The 18,068-nt window shown below is 68.5% G+C and carries 14 protein-coding genes; 5 read left to right on the plus strand and 9 right to left on the minus strand.

The window, feature by feature from the left end; genetic code table 11:
- Positions 1–56 precede the first annotated feature (56 nt).
- Together STHE_RS18245 and STHE_RS18250 are read left to right on the plus strand one after the other, a co-directional pair.
- Positions 57–1,034: an LLM class flavin-dependent oxidoreductase gene (locus STHE_RS18245; RefSeq protein WP_012873550.1), complete on the plus strand. Its 978-nt coding sequence runs from the start codon at positions 57–59 to the stop codon at positions 1,032–1,034.
- Positions 1,035–1,088: 54 nt separating this feature from the next.
- A complete protein-coding gene (locus STHE_RS18250) occupies positions 1,089–1,943 on the plus strand; it encodes a VOC family protein (RefSeq protein WP_012873551.1) in 855 nt (284 codons plus the stop codon).
- 91 nt (positions 1,944–2,034) lie between these two features.
- Here the strand turns inward: STHE_RS18250 and STHE_RS15590 are convergent, their stop codons facing one another.
- The 9 genes from STHE_RS15590 to STHE_RS15630 all read right to left on the minus strand — a co-directional run bounded on the left by STHE_RS15590 (position 2,035) and on the right by STHE_RS15630 (position 14,591).
- Positions 2,035–5,274, minus strand: coding sequence for a VPS10 domain-containing protein (locus STHE_RS15590; protein WP_012873552.1), 3,240 nt, complete (start codon positions 5,272–5,274; stop codon positions 2,035–2,037).
- 676 nt (positions 5,275–5,950) lie between these two features.
- Positions 5,951–7,642, minus strand: a complete 1,692-nt coding sequence (ptsP, locus tag STHE_RS15595) for a phosphoenolpyruvate--protein phosphotransferase (RefSeq protein WP_012873553.1) — start codon at positions 7,640–7,642, stop codon at positions 5,951–5,953.
- Between the two features lie 87 nt (positions 7,643–7,729).
- Complete coding sequence (locus tag STHE_RS15600) at positions 7,730–8,005, minus strand: HPr family phosphocarrier protein (RefSeq protein ID WP_012873554.1); 276 nt, start codon at positions 8,003–8,005, stop codon at positions 7,730–7,732.
- The gene (dhaM, locus tag STHE_RS15605; RefSeq protein ID WP_012873555.1) at positions 8,002–8,403 is read right to left on the minus strand and encodes a dihydroxyacetone kinase phosphoryl donor subunit DhaM; all 402 of its coding nucleotides are present in this window, start codon (positions 8,401–8,403) and stop codon (positions 8,002–8,004) included. The genes STHE_RS15600 and dhaM overlap by 4 nt, the downstream gene beginning before the upstream one ends.
- A 162-nt stretch (positions 8,404–8,565) precedes the next feature.
- Positions 8,566–10,062, minus strand: coding sequence for a glycerol kinase GlpK (gene glpK / locus STHE_RS15610; RefSeq protein ID WP_012873556.1), 1,497 nt, complete (start codon positions 10,060–10,062; stop codon positions 8,566–8,568).
- Positions 10,063–10,244: 182 nt separating this feature from the next.
- The gene (dhaL, locus tag STHE_RS15615) at positions 10,245–10,886 is read right to left on the minus strand and encodes a dihydroxyacetone kinase subunit DhaL (RefSeq protein WP_012873557.1); all 642 of its coding nucleotides are present in this window, start codon (positions 10,884–10,886) and stop codon (positions 10,245–10,247) included.
- A gap of 133 nt (positions 10,887–11,019) precedes the next feature.
- Positions 11,020–12,021, minus strand: coding sequence for a dihydroxyacetone kinase subunit DhaK (gene dhaK / locus STHE_RS15620; RefSeq protein ID WP_012873558.1), 1,002 nt, complete (start codon positions 12,019–12,021; stop codon positions 11,020–11,022).
- Positions 12,022–12,108: 87 nt separating this feature from the next.
- Entirely contained in the window at positions 12,109–13,068 is a 960-nt protein-coding gene (locus STHE_RS15625) for an MIP/aquaporin family protein (RefSeq protein ID WP_012873559.1), read from the minus strand.
- A gap of 278 nt (positions 13,069–13,346) precedes the next feature.
- Complete coding sequence (locus tag STHE_RS15630; RefSeq protein ID WP_012873560.1) at positions 13,347–14,591, minus strand: MFS transporter; 1,245 nt, start codon at positions 14,589–14,591, stop codon at positions 13,347–13,349.
- A 229-nt stretch (positions 14,592–14,820) separates the two neighbouring features.
- Here STHE_RS15630 and STHE_RS15635 point away from each other — a divergent pair, with 229 nt between their 5' ends.
- From STHE_RS15635 to STHE_RS15645, 3 genes are all read left to right on the plus strand, one after another.
- Complete coding sequence (locus STHE_RS15635) at positions 14,821–16,665, plus strand: cation:proton antiporter domain-containing protein (protein ID WP_012873561.1); 1,845 nt, start codon at positions 14,821–14,823, stop codon at positions 16,663–16,665.
- A 249-nt stretch (positions 16,666–16,914) separates the two neighbouring features.
- Positions 16,915–17,685, plus strand: a complete 771-nt coding sequence (locus tag STHE_RS15640) for a response regulator transcription factor (RefSeq protein WP_012873562.1) — start codon at positions 16,915–16,917, stop codon at positions 17,683–17,685.
- Between the two features lie 171 nt (positions 17,686–17,856).
- Positions 17,857–18,060, plus strand: a complete 204-nt coding sequence (locus STHE_RS15645) for a hypothetical protein (RefSeq protein ID WP_012873563.1) — start codon at positions 17,857–17,859, stop codon at positions 18,058–18,060.
- Positions 18,061–18,068 lie beyond the last annotated feature (8 nt).

Raw genomic sequence — 18,068 nt, forward strand, 5'->3', positions numbered from 1 at the left:
CCGCGGTGCGGCGGGTCCCGGCGCGGAGCCGGGTCGGTCGATGGAAGGAGTCAGTTGTGGTTCGTTTTGGTCTCACGTTGCCGAATCGCGGTGTGATCACCGGTGTGACGACGGTCGATGAGATGGTGCGCCTGGCCCAGAAGGCCGATGCCGCGCCGGTGTGGGACTCGGTCTGGGTCGGGGACTCGATCTTCGCCAAGCCCCGGCTCGATGCGATCGTGCTCCTGGGTGCGCTGGCGGCCAAGACGGAGCGGGTCAAGCTCGGTCCGGCCTGCATGGCGAGTATGCCGCTGCGCCACCCGCTGCTGATGGCGTACCAGTGGGCAAGCCTCGACTTCCTGTCTGGCGGGCGCACGATCATGGTGGCCTGCCAGGGGCAGGCCGGGCCGGCCGGTGGGAACTTCTATGAAGAGTTCGCCGCCTTCGACATCGCGCCGGAGACGCGGATGCGGCGCATGGAAGAGGCGATCGAGATCCTGCGGCTGACGAGCAGCCAGGAGAACGCCAGCTACGAGGGCGAGTACTTCCGGTTCGAGAACGTCACCGTCCTCCCCCGCCCGGTGCAGCAGCCGATCCCGATCTGGGTCACGGCCAACCCGCCGATGGACAAGCCGAAGATGCGCGAGCGGGCGCTGCGGCGCGTCGCGCGGCTGGGTGACGGCTGGATGACGACCCTGAACACGCCGGAGACCTTCGGCGAGAACCTGGAGACGATTCGCGCCTACGCCCGCGAGGAGGGGCGTGAACTCGGCCCCGACTTCGAGGCCTGCCTCTACTACAACATCAACGTCAACGAGGACCGCGAAGCCGCGCTCGCTGACAGCAAGCGCTTCCTCGACGCCTACTACACGACCGACTACGATCGCGCGACCCTTGAGCAGTGGGTCGCTCACGGCTCGCCGGAGGAGTGCATCGAGCAGCTCCGCCGCTTCATCGACAGGGGTGCGACGACGATCACGCTGCGGCTCACCGGCGCCGATCAGGAGCGGCAGTTCCAACGCGTCACCGAGGAAGTGCTGCCGGCGCTCATCTAGCCGGTGCGGTCCGGCACGGCGGGACGCCGCGCCGGTGGGAAGGAGACAGCGGCGATGATCTCACGCTTCGACCATGTAATTGTCGGGGTGCGCGACCTGGAGGCGGCCAGCGAGCGCTACCGCGCGCTCGGCTTCGAGGTCAACCCCGGTGGGCGCCACACCGGCCTCGGTACGGCCAACGCCATCATCCGCTTCGGCGTCGACTACATCGAGTTGCTCACCATCGCCGACCCGGAGGAGGCCGAGCGTGCCGGTGGCAGCAGCAAGGTGCTGCTCGACCTGCTCCAGGATCGGCCCGGTGCGCTGGCCGGCTACGCCCTGGCGACCGCGGACATCGAGGAGGATGCCGAGCGGCTGAAGCAGGGCGGGCTTGCGGCCGTTGGCCCCTTCGCCATGGAGCGGCTGCGGCCCGACGGGCGGCTCCTCTCATGGCGCCTGCTCGTGCCGGAGGGGGTGAGCTGGCGCCGACCGTGGCCCTTCCTGATCCAGTGGGACCAGTCGGATGAGCAGCGGCTCTCCTGGGAACAGCCCGGTTCCCACCCGAACGGCGCGACCACCGTGCTCGGCGTGTCGGTCGTGGTCGCCAGCCTGGAGGACGCCGTCGAGCTGTACCGTGACAAGCTGGGTCTGGAACCGAGCGTGGAGGGCGATCGCGCGACGATCGCCGTCGGCGGCTTCCAGATCACACTGCTCCCCGCGTCCGCGGACGCTGCGGCGGCGCAGACGCTGTCCGAGATCGGCGAGGGGCCGGTCGCGGCGGTGATCGGCGTACAGGACCTGGCGCGGACGGAGTCCGTGCTGACCGAGGCCGGTGTGGCCTGGCAGCGCGAGGAGGACGGCGCGATCCGGGTCGACCCGGACCAGGCGGTCGGTGCCCGGCTCGTGTTCCGAGAGGTCGCATCCTCCTGAGGTAGAAGCGTTCCTGGAGGCCAGGAGCGCCGGCGAGCACGCCGGCGCTCCTTGAAAGGCCCCGGCCCCAGGTGGGCCGGGGCCGACTGCGTTAGCGCCCCTCGCGCGGCCTCGGCGCCAGCGCGGGCAGGGCAGCCTCGCGGATCTGGGCGTTGAGCGCGGTCACGTCGTGCTCGACGATCTCCGCCAGACGCTTGAGATGCTGGTCGATCGCCGCGGTCAGCTCCTCGTACGTCTCAACGGATTGCCGGGTCGGCGCGGCGTCGGCGCTGTCGACGATGGCCGCGAGCGCGGCGAGCTTGTTGTTGAGCTTCACCGGGAAGTTGAGCGGGTCCTCGATCTCCTTGGCCTTGACCTGGATCAACTCCTCCTCGATCTCGGTCAATGCCGTGATGAGCGATTCCGCGGCCGAGGCGATCGCGTCGCCCTCGGCGCTCTCCTTCGCCCGCTGCTGCCACTCCCGGGCCTGGCTCCGCAGGTCACGGATCTGCATGATGGCGTCGTGCGTCTCGGAGAGCTTGTCCCGGATCTTCAGCAGCAGGTCGAACTGCGCCTGCAGGTCCTCCTGGCTCACGGTGACCCGCGGGTCCACCTTCACCTCGAACGGCTGGGTGTAGCTCTGCCCATTGACGGTGAGGCGCACCTGGTACTGGCCCGGCAGCGCCAGCGGTCCGCGCAGGCTGCCGGCCCAGAGGATGGCCGGGGGATCGGTGTCGCGCGCATCGAGGTAGCGCAGATCCCAGACGAACCGGTTCGTACCGGCCTCCTTCGGGACCCGCGGCTCCTTCTTCTTCGGCTTGTGCCCTTTGGCCTCCGATTCGTCCCCTTTCGGCTCGGAACCCTTCTCCTCGCTGGTGAAGGTGCGGATCTCGTTGCCGTCCGCATCGAGGAAGGTCAGCGTGACCTCCCCCTCCGGCTTCTCCTTGAGCCAGTAGGTGACGACCACGCCGCCGGGCGGGTTCGCCCCGGCGTTGAGGAACTCCTCCCGCTTGCCCTCACGGCGCTGGATGACCTGCGCCGGCCCGGTCGAGAGGTACTCGCGCCCGGTCACGCCCGGCTCCAGGAAGTTCCGGAGGCCGCCGCGGTAGCGGATCGCCGGTCGCGGCGCGAAGAGGTGTGCCTCCTGCTCCGCGATCTCGGCCCGCATCTGGCGCAGTGGAGACAGGTCGTCGAGCACCCAGAACGAGCGGCCGTGCGTGGCGGCGATGAGGTCGCTCCCCTTCACCGCGAGGTCGTGGATCGGCACGACGGGCAGGCTCTTCCCGTTTCCAGGCTTGCCGTCGCCCCGGAGCGACTGCCAGTACCCGCCGTCGTCGAAGGAGACGTAGAGCCCGCTCTCAGTGCCGCAGTAGAGGAGCCCCGGTCGCTCGGTATCCTCGCGGATCACCCGCGTGAAGTCGTCCTCGGGGATGCCGTCGGTGATCCGGGTCCAGGTCTGGCCGTAGTCGCGGGTCTTATAAAGGTAGGGGGTGCGATCGTCTAGCTTGTAGCGTGTCGCGGCGACGTAGGCCACGGCCGGGTCGTGGGGCGAGGGCTCGATGATCGAGATCAGCGCCCACTCCGGCAGGTCGGGCGGCGTCACGTTCTCCCAGGTCTGCCCGCCGTCGCGCGAGACGTGGATCAGTCCGTCGTCCGAGCCGGCCCAGAGGAGACCCGGCTGCAGCGGCGACTCGGCGAAGGCGAAGATGGTGCCGTAGTACTCGACGCTGGTGTTGTCCCGCGTGATCGGCCCGCCGGAGGGACCCATCTTGCTCGTGTCGTTGCGGGTCAGGTCCGGGCTGATCGTCTCCCAGCTCGACCCCTCATCCGTGCTGCGGTGGACGTGGTTGGAGCAGACATAGAGCACGTTCGGGTCGTGCGGGGAGATGACGATCGGGAAGGTCCACTGGAAGCGGTACTTGAGGTCCTTCGCGGCCCAGCCCATGTGGTTCTCCGGCCAGACCATGATGTTGCGCTTCTGCCCGGTGCGGTGGTCGTAGCGAGTCAGGTGCCCACCGTAGCTGCCGGCGTAGACGATGTTCGGGTCGTCCGGCCGCACGGCGATGTAGCCGGATTCTCCGCCGCCGACCGGGTACCACTCGCCGTTGGTGATCGCGCCGCTGTCGGAGCGGCTGGGGCCGGAGAGGGTCGTGTTGTCCTGCTGTGCGCCGTAGACCCGGTACGGCTCACGGGTGTCGGTGGTCACATGGTAGAACTGCGCGGTCGGCTGGTTATAGATGCTCGACCAGCTCACGCCCCCGTTGTAGCTGACGCAGGCGCCGCCGTCGTTGCCGTTGATCATCCGCTGCGGGTTCTTCGGGTCGATCCAGAGGTCGTGGTTGTCGCCGTGCGGGGTCGGGATGCCGTGGAAGGTGTGGCCGCCGTCGGTGGACCGGAGCATGGCGAGGTTCAAGACGTAGACCGTCTCGGGATCGACCGGGTCGGCGAAGACGTGCATGTAGTACCAGGGGCGCTGCCGCAGGCTGGGGCTCTCGCTGAGGCGCTGCCAGGTCTGCCCGTAGTCGTCAGAGCGGAAGAGCGCCCCGTCCTCGGCCTCGACCAGCGCCCAGACGCGGCCGGGCTTCGCACCCGAGGCCGCCACGCCGATCTTGCCGATCATCCCTTTGGGCAGCCCCTCGTTGCGCGTGATCTCCTCCCAGGTGTCCCCGCCGTCGGTCGAGCGGAACAGCCCGCACTCCGGCCCGCCGCTCACCAGCGAGTAGGGAGTGCGATGGGCCTCCCAGATGCTCGCGTAGAGGATGCGCGGGTTATTCGGGTCCATCGAGAGATCGACCGCCCCGGCCCGCTCGCTGCGGTAGAGCACCTTCTCCCAGGTCTTCCCACCGTTGGTGGAGCGGAAAACGCCACGCTCCTCGTTCGGCCCGAAGACGTGACCGAGTGCGGCGACGTAGACGATGTCCGGGTTCTGCGGGTGGATGCGGATGCGGCCGATGGCGCGGGTGTCGGCCAGGCCGAGATGCTGCCAGGTGCGCCCGCCGTCGGTCGACTTGTAGACGCCGTCCCCCTCGACGACATTGCCGCGGATGGTTGTCTCCCCGGTGCCCACGTAGATCACATTGGGGTCGGACTCGGCGACCGCGATCGCGCCGATAGCGGCGGAGGTGAAGTAGCCGTCGGAGACGTTCTCCCAGGTCAGCCCGCCATCGACCGTCTTCCAGACACCCCCGGCGCAGGCACCAAAGTAGAACACGCGCGGGTCGACCGGATCGCCCGCTACGGCCACGACCCGGCCGCCGCGGAACGGGCCGATCAGACGCCAGGACACCGCCTTGAGCAGAGCCGGATCGACCCCGCCCCGCGTTCCTTGCGTCGCTGCGCGCTCGACCGCCATACCATCCTCCTCCAGATTCTGAACCGGTCCCTACCGCGGGCATAGTACACCGCCCCGCGCCGCGGCGCGAGCGGTGGTGGTGCTCTCTGGCACGCGGCGGCGCGGGGGCAGGGTGGTGGGGCGGTCGCGGTCTGACGGAGTGGTGGAAGGGTCTAGCGTGCTAGTACGTGCCCGGGGCTGAAGCCGCCGGGCTCACCATGAAAGCCGGCTAAAGCCGGCTGGGACTAAGCCGGGCTAACCCCCGGGTGATAGGTGCCCGCCGCCCGGTTAGTGCCCGGGGGTAAACCCCCGGGCTAGGAAGCGAAGTCCACTGAAGGGACTTAGGGCGCTGAGCCCGGTGGGTGGCCGAATCGGATTCGCCTGAATGTTGCCATCACAGCCCCTTCAGTGGGCTTTCCATCTTCAGCCCGGGGGGTTACCCCCGGGCACCGACCACGACGTCGTGATCCTTACGCCACCAAACCCGCGATCCGACGCCAGCGCGGAACCAACCGCGGCGCGGCGCCTCCATGCCACCGATCCCGTGTCCCGACGCCGTCGCGGCCACCCCCGGCGCACGGCTGATGCCGCGCGGTACCAAAGCGGCGGCGAGAGCCGCCGCACTCCAAGACTGGTCGCCAGCCGGCTTTAGCCGGCTTTCGTTGTCAGCCGGGGGGTTCACCCCCGGGCACGTGCTTCAGTCGCTCAGCCCGCCGATGATGCGGCGTTGGGCTTCCTGTTCGGCGTCGGCGATGCGGAGGCTACGCACGATCTCTTTGGCCCGGGGGATGCTGGTGGCGGTCATGCTGAGTTCGCGAATGCCCAGCCCGAGCAGCAGAGGGATTGCCTCCGGGTCGCCTGCCATCTCGCCGCAGACGGCGACCGACTTCCCGATGCCAGTGGCGGCTGAGGCGGCCTGAGCGATCATCCGCACGACCGAGACGTCGAGCGGGTCGTAGCGGCGGGCGAGGTCGGCGTTGGTCCGATCCACCGCCAGGGTGTACTGCACCAGATCGTTGGTGCCGATGCTGAAGAAGTCCACCTCGCGGATGAGCACATCGGCGGCGACTGCGGCAGCGGGTGTCTCGACCATGATGCCGATCGGCAGGTCGTCGGCGTAGGGGATGCCCTCGGCGTTCAGCTCGTCCTTGACTTCCTCGACGATCTGCCGGGCTTCGAAGATGTCCTGCACGGTGGCGACCATCGGGAACATCATGTGGACGTTGCCGTGGGCGGCGGCGCGCAGGATCGCGCGGAGCTGGGTGCGGAACAGGTCCGGGTAGCGCAGGGAGAGACGCAGCCCGCGGGTGCCGAGGAAGGGGTTCGCTTCCGGTTCGAGTTGCACCCCGGGCACCGGCTTGTCGCCGCCGACGTCGAGCGTGCGGATGACGACCGGGCGGTGCGCCATCACCTCGACGACGTGGTGATAGGCCTGGTATTGCTCCTCCTCGCTCGGCGGCTCGGGCCGGTCGAGGAAGAGGAATTCGGTGCGGAAGAGGCCGACGCCCTCCGCGCCGTGGGTCAGGGCGATCTCAGCCTCCCGTGGCGTGCCGATATTGGCGAGCAGCGTGATGCGGACGCGGTCAAGCGTGTCGGCCGGAAGGGCGTGCAGCGAGCGCAGCCGGGCACGCTCCTGTCGCGCGACATCGAGGCGGGCCTGGTAGCCGGGGAGCGTGTCGGTGTCGGGTGAGAGGATGAGTTCGCCCCAGTCGCCGTCGACGATAGCGCCCTCGCCCTCCTGCGCCTGGGCCAGCAAACCGGCAACCCCGACGATGGCGGGCATCTCCAGCGCCCGGGCGAGGATGGCGACATGCGCGGTGCGGCTGCCCCGCTCGGTGACGAGCGCCACGACGCGGTCGGGGTCGAAGAGCGCGGTGTCGGAGGGGAGCAACTCCTCGGCGACGATGATGGTGTTCTCCGGGAACTCTGGTGGGCGGGCGGGCTCGTCTCCTGCCAGCGCACGGAGGAGCTGGGTGGCGATGTCCTGGATGTCGGCCACGCGGGCGCGCAGGTACTCGTCATCCATCTGGGCGAACTGCTCGCGCAGCGCGGCTGCCGTCTCCTCGACGGCGCGCGAGGGCGGCTGTCGCTCTTCCCGGATGCGGCGCTCGATCTCGCCGGTGAAGGCGGGGTCTTCGAGCATGAGGAGGTGCGCGTCGAAGATGGCAGCTTCCTGCGCCCCGGCGGTTACGGCGGCCCGCGTGCGCGCCGCGTCGATGCGCTCGCGAACCCGCGCGACGGCGTCGTGCAGCCGTGCGATCTCGGCGTCAATCTCCTCCGGCTTGAGGGTGGTCGCCGTCACTGTGGCGCGGGCAGGAACGTAGCGGACGATGTGCCCCACCGCGACCCCAGGTGCCGCCGGGGTCCCGCGCAGTCTCCGTTCGGCCATGACTCCGCCTTTCGTGGTCACCGCGTCGCCGCCCGCACCGGAGCTGCTCGCAGGTGGTGTTCCAGCCGCTGCCTGTACCCGCCCGGGCTACTCGCGGAAGTTGGTTTCGACCAGGTCCCGGAGCGCGGCGATGGCGGCCTCCTCGTCCGGCCCTTCGGCCCGGATCAGGATTTCATGGCCGTGTTCGACCCCGAGCGTCATCAGGCTGAGGATGCTCTTGGCGTCGGCTTCCCGCTCCGGGTCGCGGGTCAGGTTGCGCACACGCACCGCGGCCTGAAAGCCGGCCGCGGTGCGGACGAAGAGCGCGGCCGGCCGGGCGTGCAGGCCGACCGGGTTGGTGATGGTCAGGCGTGCCTCGGTCATCGCTTCACCTTGGTCATCTGTCGGGCGTCGAGCGCCGTTTGGGCGACCTCATCCAGGGAGCGCCCGATCGAGGCCTCAACGGCTGCGACCACCGCACCCTCGACCAGGGGCGCGTCGCTCAGCACGACACGCCCTTGCAGTCTGTCGCCCAGCATCTCGACTGCCATCTCGGTGCTCAGCACCGCCGACCCGAGGTCCATCAGGACGAGCACACCGTCCGGGCTGTCGGCCGCAGCGATGGCCCGCGCGATGGCTTCGGCGTCGGTGCCCAGGGCACCGCCGGCGACGCCGCCCGCCGCCTCGATGGTGACGCTGCCACCCGTCATCTGCAGCGCCACCTCGCGCACACCCTCGGCGAGCCGCTGGCTGTGCGCGACGATGACCAGACCGACCGGCATAGATCCTCCTCACCCACTCACCCACGGACAGCCCTTTGACGCCGACTCTGGCGCCCACCAGGGGCGGGTTCGAAACCCGCCCCTGGCAGACATCGGGCACCCGTGCTGCTCCGAGCGAGGCCAAACCCCGCCCCTGCTGATCCCGACCGGGTGCGCGCCGTGCTACTCGCGAACCTCCCAGTCGCGGGCGCGCTCGACGGCGCGCTTCCAACCTGTGTAGAGTCGCTCGCGCTCTTCCTCGCTCATTTGCGGCTCGAAGCGACGATTGAGTTGCCAGTTCTGGGCGATGTCCTGCTCGTCCTTCCAGAAGCCGACGGCCAGACCGGCGAGGTAGGCCGCGCCGAGCGCCGTCGTCTCCGCCACCTCGGGCCGCTCCACCGCCTTGCCGATGATGTCGGCCTGGAACTGCATCAGGAAGTCGTTGGCGACCATGCCGCCGTCCACGCGCAGTTCCTTGAACTCGATGCCGGTGTCGGTCTGCATCGCCTCCAGCACGTCACGGGTCTGGTAGGCGACCGACTCCAGCGCGGCGCGAGCGATCTCCGCACGGCCCGCGCCGCGGGTCAGCCCGACGATAGCGCCGCGGGCGTAGGCGTCCCAATAGGGGGCGCCGAGGCCGACGAAGGCGGGGACGAAGTAGACACCGTTGTTCGAGCCGATCTGGGTGGCCAGCACCTCCGACTCGGCCGCGTTGCTGATGATCTGGAGCGAGTCGCGCAGCCACTGGACGGCCGCCCCGGTGATGAAGATCGAGCCTTCAAGGGCGTAGATGACTTTGTCGTCGACACCCCAGGCGATGGTGGTGAGCAGGCCGCTCTTCGAGGGCTGGGGCTTGTCGCCGATGTTCATCAGCATGAAGCTGCCGGTGCCGTAGGTCTGCTTGGCCATGCCGACCTGATAGCAGGCCTGACCGAAGGTGGCGGCCTGCTGGTCGCCGGCATCCCCGGCGATCGGGATCGCGCGGCCGAAGATGCTCGGATCGGTCTCGCCGTAGACGGCGCTCGACGGGCGCACCTCGGGCAGCAACGCCCGGGGGATGCCGAACTCCTTGAGGATGTCGTCATCCCAGTCGAGCGTGTGGATGTTGAACAGGAGCGTGCGCGAGGCGTTCGAGTAATCGGTGACGTGGACCTTCCCGCCGGTCAGCTTCCAGATCAGGTAGGTGTCCACCGTACCGAAGGCGAGTTCCCCGCGCTCGGCGCGCGCGCGGAGGTCGTAGACGTTGTCGAGGAGCCACTTGACCTTGGTACCGGAGAAGTAGGGGTCGATGACCAGTCCGGTCTTGTCGCGGATCTGCTCCTCCCAGCCGGCAGCCTTGAGCTGATCGCAGATGGCAGCGGTGCGCCGGTCCTGCCAGACGATGGCGTTGTGCACCGGGTTGCCGGTGTCACGCTCCCAGATCAGCGTCGTTTCGCGCTGGTTGGTGATGCCGATGGCGACCACGTCCTCGAGCGCCACACGACCGCTCTCCAGCACATGCTTGGCGACGGCGACCTGCGAGTTCCAGATGTCCTCCGGGCTATGCTCGACCCAACCTGGCTGTGGGTAGATCTGAGGAAATTCCTGGTTCCGCGCGAGGATCGGGCGGCCGTCATGGCCGAACAGAATAGCGCGTGAGCTGGTTGTCCCCTGGTCCAGTGCCAATACCGCCTGTGCCACGGTCGGGCTCCTTTCGTCAGCCGTCATACGTCATGCGTCGGTACGCGGTGCGTGTTGCGTGTTCCGTATCCCGGCTTGCGTCTGGCTCCCCGCTCCCCACTTTGGGAGAGGGGTTGGGGGTGAGGGCCATAGCGTGCGAAACACGCAACGTGTATGGTCCATGACGCATGACGTGCCACGCACTACCCGCTGTTCTCGCGAACAACATCCGCGATCGCCTGCACGATCAGGTAGGACGAGGTCGCACCGGGGTCCTGATGGCCGATGCTGCGCTCTCCGAGGTAGCTGGCCCGTCCCTTGGTGGCCAGCATCGGGATCGTTGCCTCCATCCCGGTCCGGGCCGCCGCCGCGGCGTGGTCGAGCGCGGTGGGCAGATCGAGGCCCTGCTCGACCGCGGCGCGTAGGGCGTCGACAGCCGGGGTGAGCGCATCAACCATCGTCTTCTCACCAGGACTGGCTTTACCCCGCGCCTTGATCCCCTCAAGCGCCGCATCGAACGCGGCCAGCACGTCGCGCTCGTCGATGTCGTTCTTCCCGTCGAGCGCGGTGGCGGCGCGGAGGAAGGCGGTGCCGTAGAGTGGTCCCGCGGCGCCGCCCACGGTCGAGATGAGCGTGGTGGCGGTGGTCTTGAGCAGCGCCGCTGGGGGCTGCCCGGCCATCGCTTCCACCTTCGGCAGGACGGCGTTGAAGCCACGGGCCATGTTGGTTCCGTGGTCGCCGTCGCCGATCGCCGAGTCCAGGCGGGTCAACTCCTCGGCGTTCTCTCGCATCACTTCCGTGATGCGGCGCAGGATCTCCAGAGTGATCGCGTCACTGTTCCCCACGGTGCATCCTCTGTTCGAGCTCCGTGCTGCGTGCTTCGTCCCTGTCACCCCGGCTCCCGCGGCGAGAGCCCCCGAGGGGAGAGCAGAGCGAGACGGATCACGGACCACGAAACACGCAACACGCCAGGCGCCCCTACACGCCCCACCGCAGCGCGGGGGTGTGGACGGGCGCGTCCCACAGGTCGATGAGTTGGTCGTCGAGCCGCAGCAGGGTGATCGACACGCCTGCCATCTCGAGCGAGGTGATGTAGTCCCCCACGAGGGACCGAGCGATGGTGATGCCGCGGTCGCTCAGGATTCGGTGTAGCTGGCGGAAGACGATGTACAGCTCCATGAGCGGGGTACCGCCCATGCCGTTGACGAAGGCCAACACCTGATCGCCCCGGCGGAACGGCAGGTCCTCCAGGATCGGCGTGACCAGCATCTCGGTGATTTCATCGGCCGAGGCGAGGGGGAGGCGCTGCCGGCCAGGCTCGCCGTGGATGCCAATGCCGATCTCCATCTCGTTCTCGCCTAGCTCGAAGGTCGGCTTCCCGGCGGTGGGCACGGTGCAGGACGTCAGCGCCATGCCCATGCTGCGCACGTTCTCGTTGACCTTACGGCAGACGGCTTCGACCTCGTCGAGGCTCGCCTTGCGCTCGGCGAGCGCGCCGGTGATCTTCTCGGCCAGGACGGTCCCGCCGACACCGCGGCGCCCTGCGGTGTAGAGCGAGTCCTGCACGGCTACGTCATCGTTGATGATGACGCTGCGGACCTCGATGCCCTCGGCCTGAGCCAGCTCGGCAGCCAGCTCGAAGTTCATGACGTCGCCGGTGTAGTTCTTCACGATGTGCAGCACGCCTGCGCCGCCGTTGACCGCCTTGGTGGCCTCCAGCATCTGATCGGGCACCGGCGAGGTGAAGACTGCTCCCGGGCAGGCGGCGTCGAGCATTCCCATGCCGACGAAGCCGCCGTGGAGTGGTTCGTGGCCGCTGCCGCCACCCGATATGACTCCGACCTTGCCCTCGATCGGCGCATCCTTGCGGATGATGACCTGGAGTTCCGGGTCCACCCGCAGGAGATCGGGATGGGCCGCTGCCATCCCTTCGAGTTCCTCACGGACCACATCCTCCGGGCGGTTGATGAGCTTCTTCATGCAGAACTCCTTCGCTGCGGTCGACGCCGGAGGAGCACCGGCCGGTGGCCGGTCGGTCACCGGCCGGTGCAGCTCATGCGATGTCGGTTAGTCGGCCGGTGCGGCGCGGCCGCGCTCCTCGGGGCGCTCTTCCTCAGGGCGCTCCTCGACGGCCCGGCCCTCGACCTCCAGGTCGGGCGCCGGTTGCACGCCGCGGGCCTTGAGCACGTCGTGGATGAACACGTCGTAGATGAAGGCGCCGATCACGCCGCCGACGATCGGCCCGACGATCGGCACCCACCAGTAGGAGTTGATGCCGGGGAACGCCCATTGGCCCCAGCCGGCCAGGTAGGCAAACAGCCGCGGCCCGAAGTCGCGGGCCGGGTTGATGGCGTACCCGGCGTTGGCGCCGTAGGACATACCGATCGCCGCGACGATCAGGCCGACGATGAACGGCCCGAGGTTCGACCGCGGCGCGAGGTTGAGGGTGTCCACCACAGCCAGGATCAGGAGCACCAGCAGCGCGGTGCCGATCACCTGGTCGATGAATGGACCGATCAGGCTGTCACCGAAGTACGGTGCCGGGAAGGTGGCAAAGATGCTGAAGGTCGTGTTGCCGCCCTCGCCGTCGCGGACGATGCCGGATGCGCTCTCAAAGGCGCCGATCGCGTCGCGGTAGTTCACGAACACGAGCGCGGCAGCGACGAAGGCACCGAGGATCTGGGCGATGATGTAGCCGGGCACTTTCGACCAGGGGAAACCCCGCTTGACGGCGAAGGCGATCGTCACCGCCGGGTTGATGTGAGCGCCGGTGATGCCACCCGCCACATACACCCCGAAGGTCACCGCCAGGGCCCATCCCCAGGTGATCAGAAGCCAGTCGCCAGAAGCGAGGAAGATCGTTGTCGGCTCGGCGGCCCGTCCCGAGGAGTTCAGGGCAGCCACAGCCATTGCAACTACACCATCACCGAACATGATCAGGATGAACGTGCCGAGGAACTCCGCGAGCAACTCACCCCAGATGGTGGCACGCCATCCGGTCTTGCCCAGGGTCGTCGGACTGGCCATCGAGTGCTCCTTCCTCCACCCGCCGGGAGGCGGGGGCGATCAACCCCGGTAGAAGGACACCGAACTGTACGAGTGGAACTGATGTGTCGTGGAGGATCCTCACGCGGTGCGCCGCGTGGGGACGGCCATCCCCGCCCCTCCTCTCACTCGCCGTGAAGGCATGGTTGCCAGTCGTCGACGTGATTGCACCCAGGCCACTCGTCGCCAGGTACTATCAACCGATCCGGCCCGAGGCTGATCGTCTTCCCCTGGCTCCCCCTGTCCTAGGGATCGCCGGATCAGCGCAGTGAACCGGATCGGTTGAGGGTCCGTGACGACCCGGGTGTGGCCGGGACGCCAATCCGCTCGGGAATGGCTCGCCATGCCCACAGCCCTATTACCAGTAGCAGCGCTCCCATAACCAGGAACGTCGCTCGGATACTGATTGCTGCCGCAAGACTCGCACCACCGAGCGGACCGACGAAGCCGCCGAGGGAGGTCGCCGCCGCGGTGAAGCCGTAGATGGCGCCGCGCCGCTCTGGCGGGGTCAGGTGGGCGACGATGGCGTTGGCCGTGGGTAGGGCGCCCCCGACTGCAAGCCCGAAGACGGCCTGCAGGAGGATCAACTGCCCGACCGACTGCACCCCTGCCTGCGGCAGGTAGAGCAGTCCGGACAGCACGATGCTGACCAGCAGGATGGGCCGGGTGCCGAAGCGGTCACCCGCGCGCCCGAGCAGCACCGACGCCAGGGCGCTGGTCAGGCCCATCACCCCCATCGTGATCCCAGCGAGGGAGGCGACGCCGCTGGCGCGGTTGGCGAGCTGCTCGACGTACAGAGGCATAATCGGCTGGATGGCGCTGCTGGCCGCGCGCAGGCCGAACAGCACCAGGATCATGGCGAGCATCGCGGGGGCGACGAGCAATGCTCGCATTGACACGCGCTCGGAGGCATCCTCGTCGCGCGGGACGGGTCGCTCGAAGTTCTCCTGCACCAGGACGAGGACCAGGACGCCCGAGATGAACAAGAGCGAGCCGGCCAGCACGAAAGTGGGGCGGTACCCGATCGTGTCACCCAGGACGCCGCCCAGCAGCGGGCCGACCGACGAGCCGGAGAAGATGGCCATCTGCATCAGGCCAAGGCTGTAGCCCAGGCGCTCCTTCGGCACGGTCGTGGCGACCAGCGCGGTGGACGCGGTGACGGTGCCGGTCAACCCCCCTTCGACGAAGCGCAGCGCCAGCAGGTGCCACGGACTGGTGGCGAGGGCCATCAGCCCAATGGTGCAAGAGCCGACGAACATGGCGCGGAGCACCATCGGCTTGCGGCCGTAGCGGTCGGCCACGAAGCCCCAGAGCGGGGCAGTCACGGCCATAATGGCGGCCCCGCCCCCGTTGATCAGTCCCGACCAGAGGGCCTGCTGCTCCATCGATTCGGCACCAAGGTCGCCGAGGAAAAGAGGAAGGAAGGGAGTGCGCAGGCTGAATCCGATGATGGTCAGCGTCTGTGCCAACCACAGCGCATAAAGCGTTCGTTGCCACGAGGTCATGCGAGCGTGTCCCCCACCGGTCCGGCATGCCGGATTCTAGAGTCTACGGGACCCACCGCTCACGGGCAATGGCTCAGGACATCGGCTTTTCGCCGGTTCTTCGCGCTGGTGGTGGAGAGGGTGCAGGCGAGCCTGCGGCGACTTGGTTCTGGCCGGGGTGGTGCGATAGCATTGCGGCTTTCGGGTTCGAGGAGTGACCGAAGCGAACTGCGAAGGAGAACGACGCCGCGTGGAACTCACACAGCAACTCGTTATCACCGGCACGAGCATCCTGGTCGCCGCGGCGGTGGTGCAGGTGCTGGCGCTCCGCACCCCGATCCCGTCGATCTTGCTCTACCTGGGCATCGGCATCCTGCTGGGGCCGAGTGTCTTCGGTCTGCTGGCGACCAATCACCTGGGTGACACCCTGACCGCGGTCGTCCAGCTCGCGGTCGCTATCATCGTGTTCGAGGGCGCCTTCTCGCTCGAGGGCTACTACCTGCGTCAGGTCCAGGCGCCGGTCCGCAACCTGGTGACCCTGGGCGTGCTGGTCACACTCGTCGGGGGCGCCCTGGTGGCACGCGGCGTCGCCGGCTTGAGCTGGCCGCTGGCCATCCAGTACGCCGCGCTGGTGTCGGTGACGGGGCCGACCGTGATCACGCCGCTGCTGCAGCGGGTGCGGGTGCGCGGCCGTGTGCGGGCCACACTGGCCGGCGAGGGCGTGATCGTCGACCCGATCGGCGCGGTTATCGCGCTGGTGGTCTTCAATATCATCCGGGCGTCGGACCTCGACCTGGGGGCCGCAGCCATCCACGCGGGGACGCGCCTGCTGATCGGGGCGGCCTGGGGTGCCGTCGGCGGCGTGCTGCTCCTGCTAGTGCTGCGGCGACTGGGCGAGGAGCCGAGCCGGGTGGCGCGGATCATGGCCATCGCCGGGGCCGCGGCGATCTATACGGCCATCGAGTCGGTGATGCCGGAGACGGGGCTGGCGGCCGTCGTGGTCGCCGGGCTGCTCCTCGGGAACGCCGAGTTCCCCCACCGGGAGGAAGTCCATGAGTTCAAGGGCGACATCACCATGATCGTCATCGCCACCGTGTACCTGCTGCTGGCCGCGACGCTGGATCCGTCGGACCTGGGCGAACTCGGCTGGCGTGGCCCGGTGGCGGTGCTGCTGATGATGGTGCTGGTGCGCCCGGCGGGGGTCGTCCTCAGTACCCTGCGCTCGGCGCTCTCCTGGCGCGAGCGTGCCTTTGTGGCGGCCATTGGGCCGCGGGGGGTGGTGGCGGCCTCGCTGGCCACCCTGGTGGCCCTGAACCTGGATGCGGCGGGCGTAGCGGGCGCTCCGGCGCTGCTCGGCCTCGTCTTCCTGACGATCGTCATCACCATCGCCGTGCAGGCGAGCTACGCGGGCTGGTTGGCTCAGCGATTGGGGGTCATACCGATGGACGTGCTCATCATCGGAGGCGGCAAGGTCGGGCGGATGCTGGCGAAGGAGCTCCTCGACGCCGGGGAGGACATCACGGTGATCGAGCAGGACCCCGACGTGGCCGAACGGGCCCGGCAGCTCGGCGCTCATGTCGTCCTGGGCGACGGAACCGATGCCGAGGTTCTGAAGCGCGCCGGGATCACCCACGCCAAGGCGGTCGTGGCCACCACCGGGTCGGACAAGGACAACCTGCTCGCGTTGCAGATCGCCCGGACGCGCTTCGGCCGGCAGAAGCTGGTCTCGCGCGTCAACGACCCGGAGGCGGTGGAGAGCTTCAAGGCGGCCGGCATCCAGGTGCTGAACCCGGCGCGGGCCACGGCGATGATCCTGGCCAACCTGGTGCGCCGCCCCACGCTCTTCCGGCTCCTCAGCGAAGTCCAAGCCCAGGGCGCCGACGTAATAGAAGTGGTGGTGGGGAGCGATGGAGTCGTCGGACGCCCGTTGCGCGAGGTGCCGTTGCCGCGCGACGTGCTCATCCTCCTCGTCCGCCGCAACGGGCGGCAGGTCATCCCGCACGGGGATACTGTGCTGCAGCCGGGCGACGCGGTGACCCTGGTCGGCGGTCGCGGCTCGACGAGCGAGGCGGCTCGCCTCCTCGAGGGCTCCTGACTCCGGAAGGTTGCATTCCCGTAACTTTTCGGTGCTCATGTGATGTCAGGCGCCCGACACATTCGTTTAATCGCGTGACACCGGTCGAGCCCCGGTTGCGAAGCTGGGGGTGTTCAACTTCGGGGAATGCCGCCAGCACGCGGAGAACGGCGCCCATTGGGCGTCGTGCCGGGGGCGAAATATCCGGGGGTAGACCAACCGGGCTCGCCGATGCCTGACCAGATGGACGTCTCAGGGTGGAGGGCATCAATGCGCATCGTAGTTATCGATCCGGACCAGACGGCTACCCGTCTCGTCGGATTCATCCTCGGTGAGGCCGGGCACACCGTGGTTCAGGCAACGACGGCGGCCGCGGGGCTCCACGCGGTGTTCGAGCGGGAGACCGACGCGGTGCTGTTGGAGGCGGAGCTGCCGGACCTGGACGGCTGGGAGCTGTGCAAGGAGCTGCGAGGGCGGCGCTACACCGGGCCGCTGATCTTCGTCAGCGAGCAGGGCAGCACCCGGGCCAAGGTGCGCGCCTTCGAGCACGGCGCCGATGACTTCATCGTCGAGCCCTACGACCCGGCCGAGTTGGTGGCGCGGGTGGGGGCGGTGGCGCGCCGTTGCCAGCGGGCGGACTACCAGGCGATGGGCACGGTGCTGAAGGTGGGGGACGTCGAGCTGGCGATTGGGGAGTTGACGGTGCGAGTGGCCGGGCGGGAGCCGGTGCTGCTGACGCCGACGGAGATGCGGCTGTTGGAGTGTCTGATGCGCAACAGTCAGATCACCATCAGCCGGGAGACGTTGATCGAGCGGACGTGGGGGTACGACTTTGTGGGGGAGAGCAACCGGGTGGATGTGTACATCAGCCGGTTGCGCAAGAAGCTGGAGCGGGACCCGGCGGCGCCGGAGTACCTGCACACGGTGCGGGGCGTGGGCTACGTCTTCCGCCCCGCGCCACGACGCGCCAACGTCGTTGCCCTGCCGTCAAGCGTCGGCGTCAACGGCCACGTGGAGGACTTCATCCAGTCAATCGGCTGACGGCCGCCTGCCGGCAGCTCAGGACGCGGAGCCGGTCCGACCTATCGGCGGCACAACCAGTTGCCCGGCGACACCGGTTCGGCCATAATCGGTCCGGGTGAGGTGGTGCCCCGGCAGGGTCGGCTTTGCCTGCCGCGCCGGGGCTGTGGGACTGGTTGAGGAGGATCGTTCTTGATTAAGAAGATTTGGGTGCCGGCGGTCATCCTTCCGGTGATCATCTGCGCCTTCATCTTCCTGATGATCGTCGGGATCGGTGAGTCCCTGCTCTTTACGTCGATCGAGATTTCGGGTGAGGCGGCCGTCGCGCTGGGCGTGTCGCTCCTGACGATCATCGCTGGGGTGTCGTGGTTCGTGGCCCGGCGGGTCGACGAGTAGCTCCGGAG

The organism is Sphaerobacter thermophilus DSM 20745 (assembly GCF_000024985.1).
GTDB classification, from domain to species: Bacteria; Chloroflexota; Chloroflexia; order Thermomicrobiales; family Thermomicrobiaceae; genus Sphaerobacter; species Sphaerobacter thermophilus.